18 protein-coding genes and 1 other annotated feature are annotated in these 16,945 nt (G+C 27.8%); of the genes, 9 read left to right on the forward strand and 9 right to left on the reverse strand.

The annotated features are described in order from the left end of the window. Positions 1–13: 13 nt before the first annotated feature. The 6 genes from AC0N0V_RS00900 to AC0N0V_RS00925 form a co-directional block, all read right to left on the reverse strand. On the reverse strand, positions 14–1,147 hold the full coding sequence (locus AC0N0V_RS00900) for an ABC transporter permease (protein WP_474461661.1): 1,134 nt from the start codon (positions 1,145–1,147) through the stop codon (positions 14–16). Between the two features lie 650 nt (positions 1,148–1,797). Then, positions 1,798–4,236: a leucine--tRNA ligase gene (gene leuS / locus AC0N0V_RS00905; RefSeq protein ID WP_474461662.1), complete on the reverse strand. Its 2,439-nt coding sequence runs from the start codon at positions 4,234–4,236 to the stop codon at positions 1,798–1,800. A gap of 187 nt (positions 4,237–4,423) precedes the next feature. Further along, positions 4,424–4,641 (reverse strand) — a binding site (T-box leader). Positions 4,642–4,766: 125 nt separating this feature from the next. Then, the gene (locus AC0N0V_RS00910; RefSeq protein ID WP_474464389.1) at positions 4,767–5,279 is read right to left on the reverse strand and encodes a hypothetical protein; all 513 of its coding nucleotides are present in this window, start codon (positions 5,277–5,279) and stop codon (positions 4,767–4,769) included. An 18-nt stretch (positions 5,280–5,297) separates the two neighbouring features. After that, on the reverse strand, positions 5,298–5,906 hold the full coding sequence (locus AC0N0V_RS00915; RefSeq protein ID WP_474461663.1) for a J domain-containing protein: 609 nt from the start codon (positions 5,904–5,906) through the stop codon (positions 5,298–5,300). Further along, the gene (locus tag AC0N0V_RS00920; RefSeq protein WP_474461665.1) at positions 5,890–6,768 is read right to left on the reverse strand and encodes a DUF5685 family protein; all 879 of its coding nucleotides are present in this window, start codon (positions 6,766–6,768) and stop codon (positions 5,890–5,892) included. The genes AC0N0V_RS00915 and AC0N0V_RS00920 overlap by 17 nt, the downstream gene beginning before the upstream one ends. Before the next feature lie 141 nt (positions 6,769–6,909). Then, the gene (locus tag AC0N0V_RS00925; protein WP_474461667.1) at positions 6,910–7,467 is read right to left on the reverse strand and encodes a class IV adenylate cyclase; all 558 of its coding nucleotides are present in this window, start codon (positions 7,465–7,467) and stop codon (positions 6,910–6,912) included. A gap of 317 nt (positions 7,468–7,784) precedes the next feature. Between AC0N0V_RS00925 and AC0N0V_RS00930 the strand changes: the two genes are divergently transcribed. Continuing rightward, positions 7,785–8,516, forward strand: coding sequence for a LytR/AlgR family response regulator transcription factor (locus AC0N0V_RS00930; protein WP_474461669.1), 732 nt, complete (start codon positions 7,785–7,787; stop codon positions 8,514–8,516). Positions 8,517–8,564: 48 nt separating this feature from the next. After that, positions 8,565–9,821 (forward strand): sensor histidine kinase, encoded by a 1,257-nt coding sequence (locus tag AC0N0V_RS00935; protein WP_474461670.1) that lies wholly within the window; start codon positions 8,565–8,567, stop codon positions 9,819–9,821. Here the strand turns inward: AC0N0V_RS00935 and AC0N0V_RS00940 are convergent. After that, entirely contained in the window at positions 9,813–9,950 is a 138-nt protein-coding gene (locus tag AC0N0V_RS00940; RefSeq protein ID WP_474461671.1) for an AgrD family cyclic lactone autoinducer peptide, read from the reverse strand. The two genes, AC0N0V_RS00935 and AC0N0V_RS00940, sit on opposite strands and share 9 nt — an antisense overlap. Further along, the gene (locus AC0N0V_RS00945) at positions 9,947–10,519 is read right to left on the reverse strand and encodes an accessory gene regulator ArgB-like protein (protein WP_474461672.1); all 573 of its coding nucleotides are present in this window, start codon (positions 10,517–10,519) and stop codon (positions 9,947–9,949) included. Before AC0N0V_RS00945 ends, AC0N0V_RS00940 begins: the two co-directional genes overlap by 4 nt. 263 nt (positions 10,520–10,782) lie before the next feature. On the opposite strand from AC0N0V_RS00945, the gene AC0N0V_RS00950 reads away from it, so the two are divergent. The 5 genes from AC0N0V_RS00950 (at position 10,783) to AC0N0V_RS00970 (ending at position 14,657) form a co-directional block, all read left to right on the forward strand. Continuing rightward, positions 10,783–11,232 carry a hypothetical protein gene (locus AC0N0V_RS00950; protein ID WP_474461673.1) on the forward strand — a complete coding sequence of 150 codons (450 nt, stop codon included), beginning with the start codon at positions 10,783–10,785 and terminating at the stop codon, positions 11,230–11,232. Positions 11,233–11,477: 245 nt separating this feature from the next. Next, positions 11,478–12,299 (forward strand): hypothetical protein, encoded by an 822-nt coding sequence (locus AC0N0V_RS00955; protein WP_474461674.1) that lies wholly within the window; start codon positions 11,478–11,480, stop codon positions 12,297–12,299. Continuing rightward, positions 12,292–13,164 (forward strand): hypothetical protein, encoded by an 873-nt coding sequence (locus tag AC0N0V_RS00960; RefSeq protein WP_474461675.1) that lies wholly within the window; start codon positions 12,292–12,294, stop codon positions 13,162–13,164. Before AC0N0V_RS00955 ends, AC0N0V_RS00960 begins: the two co-directional genes overlap by 8 nt. Then, positions 13,157–13,987, forward strand: coding sequence for a hypothetical protein (locus tag AC0N0V_RS00965; protein WP_474461676.1), 831 nt, complete (start codon positions 13,157–13,159; stop codon positions 13,985–13,987). Before AC0N0V_RS00960 ends, AC0N0V_RS00965 begins: the two co-directional genes overlap by 8 nt. A gap of 19 nt (positions 13,988–14,006) precedes the next feature. Continuing rightward, the gene (locus AC0N0V_RS00970) at positions 14,007–14,657 is read left to right on the forward strand and encodes an ABC transporter ATP-binding protein (protein ID WP_474464390.1); all 651 of its coding nucleotides are present in this window, start codon (positions 14,007–14,009) and stop codon (positions 14,655–14,657) included. A 432-nt stretch (positions 14,658–15,089) separates the two neighbouring features. Here the strand turns inward: AC0N0V_RS00970 and AC0N0V_RS00975 are convergent, their stop codons facing one another. Further along, a complete protein-coding gene (locus AC0N0V_RS00975; protein WP_474464392.1) occupies positions 15,090–15,479 on the reverse strand; it encodes an accessory gene regulator B family protein in 390 nt (129 codons plus the stop codon). Positions 15,480–15,843: 364 nt separating this feature from the next. On the opposite strand from AC0N0V_RS00975, the gene AC0N0V_RS00980 reads away from it, so the two are divergent. Further along, positions 15,844–16,062: a hypothetical protein gene (locus tag AC0N0V_RS00980; RefSeq protein WP_474461677.1), complete on the forward strand. Its 219-nt coding sequence runs from the start codon at positions 15,844–15,846 to the stop codon at positions 16,060–16,062. Positions 16,063–16,251: 189 nt separating this feature from the next. Beyond that, the gene (locus AC0N0V_RS00985; protein WP_474461678.1) at positions 16,252–16,569 is read left to right on the forward strand and encodes a hypothetical protein; all 318 of its coding nucleotides are present in this window, start codon (positions 16,252–16,254) and stop codon (positions 16,567–16,569) included. Positions 16,570–16,945 lie beyond the last annotated feature (376 nt).

Below are 16,945 nucleotides of genomic sequence, written 5' to 3' on the forward strand. Positions count from 1 at the left end.
TTTAATTCTCCTTCTATATTTTTAATGCTTCTATTGGCTGTATTTTTAGTGACTTATATATTGGTATTATAGAAGTGAGTAGCGATGTCATAAATACTGTAAAAACTGCAATTAAAAAGTTTTCAATACTCATGCTTATTGGGATATCAAATCTGGTGTCAATAAATAAACTTAATGCATATTGCATCAATAAGCTTATTATACATGCTATTAAGTTTATACCTAACATTTCAGTAAATAACATATAGGATATATTTAAGTCTGTATGTCCAAATGCTTTTTTTATTCCAATCTCTTTTTTTCTATCATTTATCCAATAAGATGTTATATTTATTGAGTTTATTAAAGATATTATAAAAATTAGAGCTGAAATAAGTATTAAAGTATCATTACTTCCTAAACTATTAGCAATAATATCATTTTGGGAAGATAACTCATTAGCAGAAATAGAGGATTTACCGTCTATTTTCAAGATGTTTTGCTTAATTGTATTGAGGTCATCTAGGGTACTAGCATTAGAATTATGTATTATACAAGCAAAGGAGGATAATTCTAATAATTCTTTTTTGCATAATTCAGGAATTGATGTAATAGGCATAAAAATTTTTGAATCCCATGGGGTCTTTCTTTTATTCATACCAATTAAACCTATAACTTCATAAGTTTCTCCAGAAATTTTTATGCTTTTTTTATTATCAATACTAACTGTATACTTATCTAAGTTTTTTCCTATTAACACTACCTTTTTAGAAGATTGTATGTCATCTGGTGTATAATATCTGCCTTTTAGTATTGGATATGTCCAATTTGGTTTCTGAGTAAAAAGTTCACAAGTTACATCATAGATTTCATCTTTTTTAGAATTATCAATATATGTTCTATTGCCTAAAAATATTATGTTGCTATCTTTTTTTATATTATTAAATACGCCTATATATTGTTGAAAATCTATTTTTTTATTGATATTGGCATTTATTGTTAGTGCGTTTTTAGGCATTCCTTCTGTTCTCGCTAAGGCCAATTGTTTCATTTGAACCATACTAGTGGTACCAATTGATATTATTAATAGTGAAATTATATATCCAAACATTAAGAAAGACATTCCTATGGGATGTCTTGCAATTTGTCTTTTTATTATTTTAATCATATTATTCTTGTTTCCTTTTTCTTTACTTTTTTCCTACGCATGAAAATTAAACTGTTTTTATGTATGTTGTAATAAGTAAATTCAGCTTGAATTCGGTAAGTAAATCATCAGCTAACTGATAACACTTAAGCATTTTATAAAAGTTTTTACAATAAAATATAGCTATATAAATATTTTTGAGTATTATTTAGTTAAATTCAAGCCAAAATGAACTTTACAATATCTATTTTACATTCTAAAAAAATATAATCAATATAAAATGCATAAGAGGGAAAAATCGGAGAATAACAAGAATAGTTTTATGTATAAATTCCTTTCATGCCATTACTGTAGAAAAAATAAGAATAATGCAGATTAGAAATGTTAGAAATCCTAGTCAGATGATCATTCAAGTTGTAACATATAAATACACTTTTTTATAAAAAATAATTAGAAATATATCCAAGATACTAGACGTGCGGAACTGAAGGATGGATTAATTTTAAATTTAGTAACTATTCAATTTTACTCAAAATACATAAAGAAACACCTTACCTTCAGATTTTTATGTATGTGATAGTAAGGTGTTAATATTTATTTTATACACTAAAGAGGAACAATGCCTCTTTAAGTGTAGTTCTTGAATTAAAGTTTCAACTCAGAATCCTATATTATTTTACTACTATATTTACAAGTCTTCCCTTTACAACTATAGTTTTCTTAATCTCTTTCCCATCTAGGAATGGCTTCATTTCTTCACTATTCAAAGCTGCTTCTTTAATTTGATCTTCAGTCAATCCTGTAGCTATATTCATTTTAGCTTTTATTTTTCCATTAACTTGAACAGCTATTTCAACTTCATCTTTTATTAAAGCCTTAGGATCAAAGGAAGGCCAACTTTCATTAAATACTGAATAACCCATTCCTGTAAGGTTCCACTGTTCTTCAGCAAAGTGAGGAGCAAATGGTGCAAGAATCTTTATAAAGTCAATTATCGAATCTTTTAAGAAAGAAGCATTTTTAATATCTTCAGTTAAGTATTTTGAAAGATTATTAGTATATTCCATAAGTCTTGCTATCGCAGTGTTAAACTGGAACCTACTTGCATCATCAGAAACGGATTTTATAGCAAAGTTCCTCATGTAATTTAGCTCTTTTTCAGCTTTATCTAATGTAGTTTTATTATTTTTAGGATTGTTTATTTCCTCTCTTGATGAATCCAAAATTCTTTGAACTCTATCTACAAATCTTCCCATGGATTTTATTCCATCATCGCTCCATGCGCCACCTTCAGTATAATCGAAGCCAAACATCAAGTACATTCTAAATACATCAGATCCGAATTCTTGAATATAATCGTCTGGAGATATTGTATTTCCTTTAGACTTACTCATTTTTTGTCCATCAGGTCCAAGTATAAGTCCTTGATGTCTTAAAGATAAGAATGGCTCACCAAAGTTTAAGTATCCCATATCTCTTAATGCTTTTGTTATAAATCTAGCGTATAGAAGGTGCATGCAAGCATGTTCAGGTCCACCAACATACATATCCACTGGAAGAACTTTATTTATTTTTTCTGTATCAAAAGGCTTTTCGGTATTTTTGTTATCAGCGTATCTTAAATAATACCATGATGAACATACAAAGGTATCTAAAGTATCAGCTTCTCTTTTTGCAGGTCCTCCGCATGTAGGACAGGTAGTATTTACGAAGCTTTCAGATTTAGATAGTGGTGATTTACCGTCCGGTGAAAATTCTACATCGTATGGAAGTTCGACAGGAAGTTGTTCTTCTGGAACAGGCACTACTCCACATTTTTCACAATGTATCATAGGAATAGGAGTACCCCAGTATCTTTGTCTTGATACTAACCAGTCTCTTAATCTATAATTTACTTTTCCTTCACCAAGTCCCATGCTTTCAAGTTTTTTAATAACAGCATTTTTGCCTTCTTCACCAACAAGACCATTAAATTCGCCACTGTTAATCATCTTTCCATATTCAGTATAAGGAAGAGAATCTCCACCTTCAATTACTCTTTCTATTGGAAGATTATACTTCTCTGCAAAAGCAAAGTCCCTTTCGTCATGAGCAGGAACTGCCATAACTGCTCCTGTGCCATATGTGTTCAATACATAATCAGCAACCCAAATAGGAACCTTTCTTCCATTTATAGGGTTAATTGCGTAAGACCCACTGAAGACACCTGTTTTCTCTCTTGTAATAGATTGTCTTTCAATATCAGATTGTTTTTTTGCTTGATCTTTATATGATTCAACTTGATCCTTGAATTCTGGTAAAGTCAGCTTATCAACTAAAGTGTTTTCAGGTGCTAAAACTACATATGTAACTCCATAAAGTGTATCAACTCTTGTAGTAAATACATCAAACTGTAAATCAGAATTCTCTACTTTAAAAGTTACTTGAGCACCTATGGATTTACCAATCCAGTGTCTTTGCATAGCCTTAGTTTTTTCAGGCCAATCAAGATTATCTAATTCTTGTAATAATTCATCAGCATAGTCTGTGATCTTTAGAAACCACTGAGTTAAATCCTTTTTAGTAACCTCAGTACTACATCTTTCACAAGCACCATCCACAACTTGCTCATTAGCAAGAACAGTGTTACAGCTAGGGCACCAGTTTACAGGAGCCTTCTTTCTATAAGCTAAGCCTTTTTTATAAAGCTCTAAGAATAACCACTGATTCCACTTATAATACTCAGGAAGACAAGTAATTACTTCATTTTCCCAGTTAAACATAGCTCCCATGGCTCTTAGTTGCTTTTCCATGGTATCAATATTTTTCATTGTAGAATCTTTAGGATGGATTCCTGTTTTAATAGCAAAGTTCTCAGCAGGTAGACCAAAGGCATCAAAGCCCATAGGTTGAAATACATTATGACCTTGCATTCTCTTCATTCTAGCCCAGGAATCAACAGGCCCATAGTTAAACCAGTGACCGGCATGAAGTCTGCTTCCAGAAGGATAAGAGAACATTTCTAGTGTATAAAGTTTATTCTCTAAATTTGTATCATCAAACTTATATAAACCTGTTTCCTCCCATTTCTTTTGCCACTTTTCATCTACATTAGTACCGTAGTTACTCATAAAATCGCTCCTTTTCCATAGTTTACTTATATAATAGTTATTTTAACAATATTTACATAAAATAAACAGCTTTGTTTATTTTAAAATAGCATAGATATTAAATTAAGCTTTTTATAGTTAAACAAGTACAGAAATTAATAATTGATTATATATACTATAAAAATAAAAAAACTTCTCATCTCCTAATTTAAGAGACGAAAAGTCTATACTCCGCGGTACCACTCTTATTAAATTAAATATGTTAATATACTTAATTTCACTCAAAAAATATAACGGTTCTAACCGTATCTGCTTTTCTGCAGATAAGCTCAAAGGCGAGTTCATATATTATCAACACTACTTTCCACCAAACAGTAGCTCTCTTAAGAAGATAGAAATATTACTATTCCTTATCAATGCATCCATATTAATTTAATAAAAATTTTATAGCAATAGTAAGTTTTTGTCAAGAGATAGTTATATAAAATAATAAAAGAACTCTTTATCATAGAGAGTTCTTTTTATGGCTGCCCATGCAGGATATGAAGGAATTACTTCTTAATAAGGATTCTATTTGCATAACCTATAAACATAGTTATGACATAGTCAAATATTAGAAAGACTATTTGAGTACCTATTATAAGTAAATATAGAGGAAGATGTATTTGTAATAGGTTTGGGAAAAAGATCTTATATGATAAAAATAGCATAGCTAAGATTATATTAAAAAACGTTAATTTTAATATAATCTCAATATAAAACTTTCTTATTCTTTCAATATAGTACTTTACTATACCATATAAACCGAAAAATAAGATATAGGCTATAACATTGGTTCTAATTCCACAAATAAGTAGTGAAAGTAATGAAGTTGCAAAATATATAACTACTGCATTTTTTATATTGGTTGTAACAACAGCTAGAGGGATAATACAGGAAGCTATAGCAAGTAGATAGGCTTTATTAACTGGGACTATGGTACTTAAGTAAATTAAGATAACACCAATAGCAGTAAAAAGACCTCCCTTAGCTATATTCGTAGTTTTTTTTCTCCTCCCATTCACATTACTCACGCATCCCTTCTAACAACAGTCAATAAAGTCTCCTCCACCACATTCACAGCAGCAGTCAAGACAATATAAAGTAGCACAGATATCACACAATCCACGATCATTTTTTCTATTGTTATGATAAGGTTCTCTGTAGGAATTATTCATATTATTTAGCCTGTTAAATTCATCTCTATACTTTCCGTTAGTTGGAGATAAACGACAAGCTAAATTTAAGTAATTATAGGCCTCATTGTACCAACCTTTTCTTATATGTAATAATCCCATTAAGTAGTTCCATTCAGCATCTCTTGTTGTAACTCTTCTCAACTGATCTTCTGCTCTACCTAAGTTTCCGTTCCTTATGTCCACCTCAATAGAACCATAAGAGGATGAACCACCATAGTTTGTATTGCTGCTATAATTATTCTCATTGTTATAATTAGAAGAGTTAGGGCTATTATTCATCAAGTATTGGTAAGCCTCATTAATATCCCTCATTTTATTTTCAGCTAAATCTCTTAAGGGATTATTACCATACTGATCAGGATGATATTTTTTAGCTAATTCCCTGTAAGCCTTTTTTATCTCATCTTTAGAAGCATTTTGAGATACTCCAAGAACCTCATATGGATTTTTCATTTTTACATACACCCCTTTTAAATACTTTATCCATTTTTTCTAAAAGACCAAACTGTAGAATGTTATATAGTAGTTCTTGATTTTTTTTCAAGGGTAGTTTGTTTAAATAATCCATGCACTGAGCAGCACTAGAGCCTAATATAAAATCTATTCTACCTTCTATTTCTTTTGAAAACTCAGTATATTGATTATTATCCGTGTTAAAGCAACTATTTATAACATTAAATTTTTTGTCCTTTATATCTCTTTCTAAATCATCCCATGCATCTATAATATATATCCACTTACCAAGATTATATCCAAGCCAATATAAGTTGTTTTTATTTTCATCATGTCTATAAGAGGAGAGTATAAAGCCAGTAAGCTCGCCAAAAGGATGAGATATTTGATCAATAGATTTATCTTGAGGATTTGCTTCAAGTTTATATAATTCATTTAATTTATTTTCTATGTATTTTAAATGCCTACTAAAACTAGACGAGGTTTTATTTAAGTATCTTTTAAAGAGTAAAGAAAAGACTCTACTCTTTTTAGAACTATCATCATTTACGTTATCTACAAACTTATAGTAACTTAAAGCTGTATTACAAAAAGCTGCATATTTTAAGGTTGAATTATCTGTAAGACTTACTTTCTTTCTAAATCCATGCATAGCACAAACTTTTTTATTATAGGTAGAAGTATTATCATTTAAGGAATCTAAAAGTATGGCTAGAAAAGTCATATCATAGTTTAGGGCAGCTCTAGGAGCATTACCTATGTTGCTTTTTATAGATCTGCACAATCCACAGTAATAAGCCTTAAATTTTTCATAGTCTTTTATTTTAAGTTCCATTTTACATGGAGTAACGTAACCAAACATTTTAATTCTCCTGTTAAGTATTTAGGATATTTATAGTACAATCAAGAATAAAAATTTATTATATAACTAATCAACTACGAAAATATAAAATTGAGTTTTACACAATTATTTCCTAACGGAAAGGCAGGATTAGATTATATATTAAACGTTTTTAATCGAACCTCGCATATTAAAGTCCTTAAGTATTTGATATATAGTTTTAGAGGTTGTTTGTTCAAGCGAGTATCCAAGCAGTATTACTACTTCTTCTAACTCACCATCATCATTAGTTTCTATTTCTATATAAGGAAAAGGACAGAAAGATTTTTCATTTATATCAATTTCTATTAATGTATTTTTGTATTTATAACTTTCCCTGTACTTTTTTACTGACTGTACAAGTTGGAGACCTAAGGATTTAAATATGTTTTCCCCAGCTTCTGCATCTAGTATTTCTGTTTCATTTTCCTCCATAACCTTATATCTTCCTTGACTCAATAATTTCTTTGTAGTCATGTAGTATCGGTTAGTGTTGTTTATAAGGTCTTCTACAATTCTTATTCTAGCATATCCCTTATTATTCAATAATCTTCTATCATTAAAATCAAATAAGTTGTTAATTTGATTTTCTTCTTTAACTTTAACTGCGTTCATTTTTTTTAGTTTTACCCTTATATCATCTACATCAATATTAACTATTCTTGTTTCAAGTTCATTCACTAAAATCACCTTCTTTTGTATTGTTATTATTAGTTTGAATTATACCATAAATTCTTATTTCTGTATAAGGTTTAGTAAAAATCTCCAAAGCTGATATTAAAAAATATGATATACTTAAGAGGTGTTAATATAGATAAAAATGTAAAATTATCTCTATAGGTAAGTATTAGTGTTGAAGACATAAGGAATATGGAGTAAAGTACATATATGCTATGAAGTGAGACTAAGAATCTAGGGACATAAGCGCTCTTTACTTACTCTTTGAAGAAGAGGGAGTATATTAGAGCAGGTAGTCATCGGATAAGGAGGGAGTTACCATGACTAATATACTAGTAGTTGAAGATGATGTTATACAAAGAGAAAATCTTATTAAAATGATTAAGGAAGTAAATCAAAATATTAATATATATGAAGCAGATAGCAAAGAAGAAGCCTTAAAAATTTCGATACAAATGAGGATAGATTTTTTCTACATAGATGTTTCACTAAAGAATTCCTCTGGATTAGAATTAGCTTCAGAACTTAGAAATATTGAAAGATATAAATTCAGATGGATAGTTTTTATAACAACTCATGTAAACTATATGATTCAAGCCTTTAAAGAGATACATTGCTATGATTATATAATAAAACCATATGACAAGGAAAAGGTAATTAGTATGACTAAGTCATTTATTTCTGGAATCCATACCTTAAATCCTTCACAAAATAAAGACAAGCATGTTGTGTTTGAGTTGCAAAAAGGTATCACTATGAAGATAAATGTAGATGAAATTATATTTATAGAAGTAAATTTTAGAATCACCACGTTATATACTAAACGTGGAAAATATGAAGTGAAAAGGCTGCCATTAAGCAAAGCTTTAGAAATGATGAATAGTGATAATATAATACAAAGTCATAAGTCTTTTGCAGTCAATACTGAACTTATAAGTATGATTGAAAGCATTTCTAATAAATCATGGGAGATTAGTTTCTCAAGTTGTGAAGAAAAGGCTTTTTTGAGCTATAATTTTAAAGATGCTATTATAGAAAAGTTTAAGCAATAGATACTTTAGATGATTTAGAAGTTGGATTAATTTTTGGGGGGAATATACGTGGAAATAGTTAAGGAGTTTATTAATACATTTATAGAGTCAAATGCTTTTATGCTTTTATGGTGTAAGTTCAGTCTAAGAACAGAAAATATTTTATTTAAAAATATATTTATAGCATTTATATCTTCACTTGTAGTGGCTACTACTTATCCTATGCATAGTAATTACACTATAATTTTAGCATATATTACTATGGTGAGTTTAATATCATTTTTTCATAAGGAAAAGTTTTTAAAGTCATTTTTGGGATTTTCTATAACGTTAGTATTGATACTCATTTTACAATTAATTTTAATATATATGTCAGAATTTTTTGTTCCAGGTAAATATATAGGTTCTTTTATTTTTAATATTAGTATACAATTTATTATATTTTTGTTTTCTGGAGCAATATATTATTTTGCTCCAAATAAAAAGATATACAATATTATTGAACTAAATTATAAAATAGTAGCTTATATGATTATAAACTTTATTGGATACATATTGGTTTGTAAAATGGTTTGGGAGTATAATAAGAACCTAATTTTAAATAATATAATCTTATTTATTGTTATGCTTATAGTGATTTTTATATTAAATTTATTCCTTTGTTATAACATTATGAAAATAAATGAAGAGAAGAAATTAATAGAGATACATAATAAATACAATCCTATTATTGAAAGTATTATAGAAGAAGCTAGAAGAAAACAACATGATTTTAAAAATCATTTAAATACGATTAACGGAATTGTGCAAGTAGCTAAAGAAGAAGAATTGAAGGCAAGCTTGACAACATATATAAAATCTTTAAATTATTTTACTAAAAATGTTGAGGATATAATATATGTGGATAACTTGATACTAAGAGCAATAATCTACAGCAAATTATGTGAAGCTGAAAAAAAACATATAAACTTTTCTTATTCGGTAAGTAATAATTTATTAAAATGGAAGGTAAAGGAGTACGAGCTTTCGGATATAGTAACCAATCTTTTAAATAACGCCTTTGAAGCAGCAGAGAATAGTACGGAAAAGATGGTTACGTTAAATATATTTGAAGATGGAGATAAAAATATAATAGAAGTAAAAAATAGTGGAGTTTCAATAAGTCCAGAAGATGGAAAGCGTATATTTAATAGAGGATTCTCAACTAAGAATAGGGAAAACAGAGGCTATGGACTGTATAATGTAAAAAAGATAGTTGAATCTAATGGAGGTATAATTCAACTATCCTTTGATGATTCTTATATATGTTTTACAATATTACTCTAGAAGGCTTTTAGGTGGATCTGGTTCACCGATAAGTCCCAAACAAGTAGGTTTAACAATAATAGCCGAAAAGACAATTAAGAATAATCCTAGTTTATTTAAGAATAACGTTGAAGGTTTTTTTAATTTCATATTGATTCTCCTTTCTTAATAGGTATCAATTGTAGTACCTGTATTAGAATAGTCATAAAACCGCAATTTAGGTATTTCGTATCATTTATAAAAAATAATAAAATAATTATCCAAAGTGTTATAAAGAAGATGGAAATAAGTTTTAAATGCCATCTTCTTTTTTTATTTTTAATTGGTCGTTTGCTATTTGGATAAGGACTTCTAAAAGATACTATTATAAAGCTTAATAAAAATATAGTACTATAAATTAAAATATTTAACTTAGGCAGCATGGGGGCTACCAAGGAAGTCATTAAGAAAAATAAGATTGTCCATAATAAGCACTTTATTGTAGTATCGGCGTGATAGCCGCCTGAAAAAATTCTTATAGAGAATAAAACTATCATAGAAAACAACAAGTAATTTATTTTTCCAAGCAATAAGAATAATATTATCAATATTAATATCTTAAAGACTTCATTTAGTATAACTTGTAGTGAGTAGTTTATCTTTTCTAGATCCTCAGTATTTTTAACATCACTATTATTTTCTATATAAGACGTTAGCTTAAATGCTAGGCTTTTTAACATTTTAAATTCACCTTATTCTTATTTTTAATACAAAAAATATCATGAAAATGTAGAAATGTAAATATAAATGGCGTGAAAAGGAAAAAAACGGGCATGAGAGGGAAAAATGCAAAAAATATTTTTTTATCTTATAAATTTCCCTCTTATGACAGAATTTTTCTCTCTTATGCCATTTGCATTGAATATAGTTTTAAAGTGTGTAAAATCAAGATAAGGCTTGTAGAAGACTGTTAAAAATGTAATTAAATAAAGGGGGAAAAAATATGAAATTAAAAAAATTAAAACTTTTATCTTTAAGTGGCTTAATGGCATTCAGTTTAATAGGTATGTCTGCAGTTACTGGAACAACAAGTGTACATGCAGCGTATGGAGATTCTGTAACACAGACTTGGTCAGCAACATTACCAAGTGCTACAAGAACTGTAAATGCAGCAGCGAATCCCTATTATCGTGCATATAATAATACTACGCCACAAATATCATTAACTCGTATAGTAGATGGACCATCTTATTATATGGATGCTTATATGACCACTTCAGATGGTAAAGCTAGAACTGGTACTATAAAGGTTCAACAAAATGCTGGATTTAAAAATTTCACAAACGATCAGATGTCTACTGGGTATGGTTATAATTTAGTTGTGTACAATGATTATTTTGAAACAACAGCTAGATCAGCATATGGATATATAAACGGGTTCTTTCCTAAATAATAATATTAATGGAACAGAAACTATAATATAATTTTATTAAATTTTCTAATAATCATAATAAATTACTAATGTTCCATTACTACATATATCCCATAAATATCTAGAACCTAGCCTTTAATTTGTACAATATAGGATAATATATAATGAAGATATTATTCCTATCTTGTACAAATTAAAGACTAGTATATTGTAAAAAATCTTTATATTTTATAATATTTCAATATTACTCACAGGAAGGATTAGCTATGATAAAGAGTCAATTAAAGAGAGCACTTTTAAGCAAGAGATTTCTATTTATCGTATTTATAGGTATACTAATTCATTTTTTAAGTGGATATAATAGACTTCATCAATATCTTTTTTTTGATTTTAATGCTTCAGATCTTCAAAAACCAGAATATCAAGTTGCTGCTAGAGAAATGGTACAAAAAGAACTTAATAAATACTCAGTTTGGTTTAGCTTATTGTATTTATATACACCATTAATGCCAATACTTGCTGCGCTGCCATTTTCATTCTCATATATAGATGATGTAAAAAGTGGTATGATTAAATATATTGATGTAAGATATAAACATAATAAATATTTATTCACAAAATTACTTGCCAATGGAGTATCAGGAGGTATAGCTCTATCATTACCAACAATTATTTCAACAATAATTGTAAGTATATTCTTTAATGGAAACATAAATGATTTCTCAGGAAAAGGTATGTCTGGTGGTGTGTTTTCAAATTTAGTTATATATAATTTTTATCTTTATATAGTAGTACATATATTTATTGAATTTATATTTGGCTTTGCATATTCAAGTATTGCATTAGCAGTATCCGCATTTATAAGGAATACAATAGCAGTAATGCTTTCGCCATTTCTGTTTTGGGTTGGTGGAGATTTACTTTTTAATGCCTTTAATATACAACAATATGTGCCAACATCAATAAATCAATTTTATCTAACTCCAAAAGTAACTCTTACTCAAATCTTAGTTGAGCTTATAGTTATTACATTTAGTTCTTTTATTCTATTTATTTTAAAGGCAGGAAAGAGGAATATTTATGGATAACAAATTGAAAATACATAATTTATTTAATTTAATCAAGCTAAATTTAAAGGTATGTAGAATTCCAAGAATAATGTGCTTTGGTATGATGTTGTTTCTATTTATTTCTTACAAAATTATAAAACCACTAAGTGAATTTAGTTTTGGAAATAACTTAAACGTAAATATTTGGGATGGTTTTTTTAAGGTTATAACCTATCCAATCATAGTATTATGTGTTTATTTTCCTATTGTAGTAATTGTAACTTCTATTACTGATGTAAAAATTGGTCATAATCAACATCTAATTATAAGGAGTAGAAAAAAAATATTATGGCTAGAAAGTAAATTAATATCAAATTTATTTATAGGATTGATACTTTCAATTTTATTCTTTTTAGCAGCATTTTTAATGAGTTATATATTTTTAGATTTTAGTAGTAATTGGAGTTCAGTCATTACCAATGCAGAAATCAGTACGAAATTTCTGTCTGTATTATACTTGGGTAACTTTGTATTTTCATTTACACCTGTACAAGCTAGTATAGTTTCTTTTTTAGAAATGTATATAGCTACTGCTATAATTATTAGCTTTCGAGATGTGTTATCAAATTATATTTATAATATTTATATTTGCAACTTAATTGTAAGTATGTATGTTTTTATAAGTATAATTGAATATATGTATCTATTAACAATAAAAATATTTGAAGTACTGCGATATGTTTCATTAAACACAATTTCAATCATAAGTTTTCACAGATTTGGTGATATAAGACTTTTTGACATTACATTAGTTCAATCATTTATAACCAGCTTAATACTTTTAAGTATTTTAGTGGGGAGTAATTTAATATTTAGTAGAAGATTAGAGGTTAAGTGTGATTAAAAAATTATTAGATATAAATCTAAAAGGTACAAATAAAAAAACACATATATTAGTTTTAATACTCATATCTATGATGGTAACATATATAAAATTAAGTGTTTTAAATATTGAATATACACAAACATTATGTATGGGAGATATATTAATACTAATTTTTGGAGGCTTAAATAAAGATTTTGATATAGCTCATGATTTTTCAATGTTTGTTATTTGGATAATTCCTAATATAATTGTTATTTATTTAATTAACGTTGGTATTATTCATAAGTTGCGTAAGACAACATCTTTAATACTACCTAGAACGAAAAAAAAGATAAACTGGATTATATCTTTTAATACTGCTGCTTGCATTACTATTTTTAAATATTATTTAATATTATTTAGTGCTTCATTAATTACAATCTTTTTGAGAATGGGTACTAGGGCTTTCTTAAGTAAAAATATCTTACCGAATAGCTACAATCAATTAATTTTTAGTGCAAATCATTGCTTAATAATTATATATATGTTTGTATTAAACACCTTTACTATGATGTGTTTAGTAATTTTCATGAATAATATATACCACATTTTTTTAAAATCAAATCATGCAGCTGTAATTAGCATGATACTTTGTTTTATTACTGTAATTACAATTAAATCTGACAAAATAAGTAAATTTGTATTATTAAACCAAGCAATGTTGATACGACATGATTTATCTAAAGGTGGCTTTGAAAAATTCAACTTGCTATTTTCAGTAATATATTTATGTATTTTTGGATTTATTAATTTTCTTTTAAATATATTAATAATCAAAAGGAGAGATATTATTGATATCTAATAAAAAAAGAGGTGTTTTTATGGATGCTAAAAATAATATAATAGAAATTATAAATTTAACAAAACGATACAAAGATATGAATGTATTAGATAATATTAATTTAAATATAAAAAAGGGAATGTGTTATGGATTTGTTGGAAGAAATGGGTCAGGAAAAAGTTTACTCTTCAAAGCAATATGTGGATTTATAACACCAACTAAGGGATATGTCATTGTTGATGGTAAAAAAGTAAGTATAGAAATAGACTTTCCTGAAAATATTGGTGCTTTAATTGAACATCCTGGTTTTTTACCTGAGTATACTGCTTTTGAGAATCTTAAATTTTTGGCAAGCATAAATAATAAAATAAGTGATAAAGAAATTAAGGATGCACTAAAATGTGTTGATTTAGATATAAATAATAAAAAAAATATAAAAACGTACTCCTTAGGAATGAAACAACGTTTAGGTATTGCACAAGCAATTATGGAAGATCCTAAAATATTGATTCTTGATGAACCAATGAATGGTCTAGACAAAGATGGTGTAAAGTTAATAAAACAAAAATTATTTGAATTTAAAGCAAAAGGAAAGACAATACTTTTAACAAGCCATATATCACAAGATATAGAAGAATTAAGTGACTACATTTATGAATTTGATAAAGGTAAGTTATCTCAAATATCATAAGATGTATTAATTGTATCCTAAATATATCAAGTTCGCTAAATGATCCTCTATCGTATGTAAAAAAACTGACTTTTGGTGACAGTCACTTGACTTTTGGAGGTCAGATGAGCCTGTGTAGTCGGTGGATATGCAGTGTTCTGCCAGCCTTCACTTTGAGAAAAGAATCTAATGCTAACTTGTCTTCAAAAACTCCAATTTTTTTAATATTTTCTTGCAGAAAACTGTGAAAAAAATTGAGAGGTTTTAAACTCGTCAGTATAAGATTCTGTAACTCTTGTTCAAAGCTGACTTTCACACCACATCTTCACCGACACACAGGCTACATAGCTTCTCTACATTTATCTAACTTTTAGATTCTATTAAGTCTTAATCATTGTAATCGGTGGAACAAATACCGTCATGTAAAATAGCATCTCATTTGATATACTTTAATCAAGTAATCAAACAGGAGGCTTTATTTTGAGAACTACAAATGAAAGTCTGCTTCTCTGGGGATAGAGAATTGAAAAATAATAAGGTAGTTATCCAAAGTGTGATAAAGAAGATGAAAATAAGTTTTAAATTCCATCTTCTTGTTTTGCTTCTAATTAGTCGTTTATTGTTTGGATAAGGACTTCTAAAAGATACTATTATAAAGCTTAATAAAAATATAGTACTATAAATTAAAATATTTAACTTAGGCAGCATGGGGGCTACCAAGGAAGTCATTAAGAAAAATAAGATTGTCCATAATAAGCACTTTATTGTAGTATCGGCGTGATAGCCGCCTGAAAAAATTCTTATAGAAAATAAAACTATCATAGAAAACAACAAGTAATTTATTTTTCCAAGTCATCAGCATTTTTAATATCACTATTATCTTCTATATAAGATGTTAGTTTATATGATAGACTTTTTAACATTTTAAATTCACCTTATTCTTATTTTTTATACAAAAAATATCATGAAAATGTAGAAATGTAAATATAAATGGCGTGAAAGGAAATATACACGGTAATACTCCTTTCATGCCATAATTTTTCCCTCTCGTACCATTTGTATTGAATATGTTTTTTTAGAGTATAAGATAGGGATTGTACAATACATTAATAACTTTTAAATTATAGGTGTTGTTAAAAATAAATTGCTAGTATATTTATAAATCAAAAATCATTTTTATTATATGAGATAGGTAGGGGGAGTTAATGTGAAAAACAAACAAATGGTATCAATACTTATGACACTAACATTACTTGGTACAACATCTTTATCATTTGGAGGTACAGCTAAAGCATCTGGGTTAGAACAAAACCTTGGTTTTAATTTCACAAAAACACAAGTTGTTGATAAGATTAAATCACAGGTTAATACGGATACAATAAAAAGAATTGACCCGTATATAACTTTAAATACTACTACAAAATAGTTTCAATTAGGTTCAGAAGCATATAAAAATCTAACTAAAGATGAAATTGAATTAGCTAAAAATTCAATAAAGGATGTAAATGCAAAGTTAAATCAAGTTACTAAAGATAATAGTATATCTTTATCTATAACAAATGATAAAAGTTTTAAAATTACACCAAAGGAACAAAAAACAAATGGTATTACTCCGATGTCTATAAACACAAGTGCTTATTGGGATTATGAAATGTATTGGTGGGGAGCACACGTGTATGTATCACATGATTTTATTTTAAACATGAAGTCATGGGCAAATACATATATTTTTGTCGCTGGAGGTGCAACACAAGCAGGAATGTCTCAATTATTAATTAAATGTGGAATGGCTTCTGGACCTGCTGGCTGGATAACTCTTGCATTTGCAGCCGAGGTAATTTATGACTATGAACAGGTTTTAAATGCGGACTATGGTAGAGGTGCATATATCGATGCAAGTGTCGTGATACCTCTAAATATTTATTCAATGTAAGTTATGATAAGGGTACATATATCGATGCAAGCATCGTAATATCTCTAAATTTTTATTTAGGATAAATATTTAATACTGTTTATAGAAAATAAGACGCAGCTTTATGCGTCTATTTCCTATTATATTAGGGCTTCTCAGCATTGCCAAACAAAACATACTTAGCTATAAATTAGATCAAAAATGAGTTTTGGTCATTTTAAGACAATAATTTTTGTAATTACTATATTGTCGCATTACTTAATAATATACAATAAAACTTAGTCTTATTGGCTATTCCATATAAAAGTTTTAATTAATAATCTTATAAATAATATAAAATATACCCATAAATTGCTTTAGGAGGTTCCGATGTTATAATGAATAGTAATGCTAAACA

This window comes from Clostridium sp. CS1-1 (assembly GCF_056135525.1).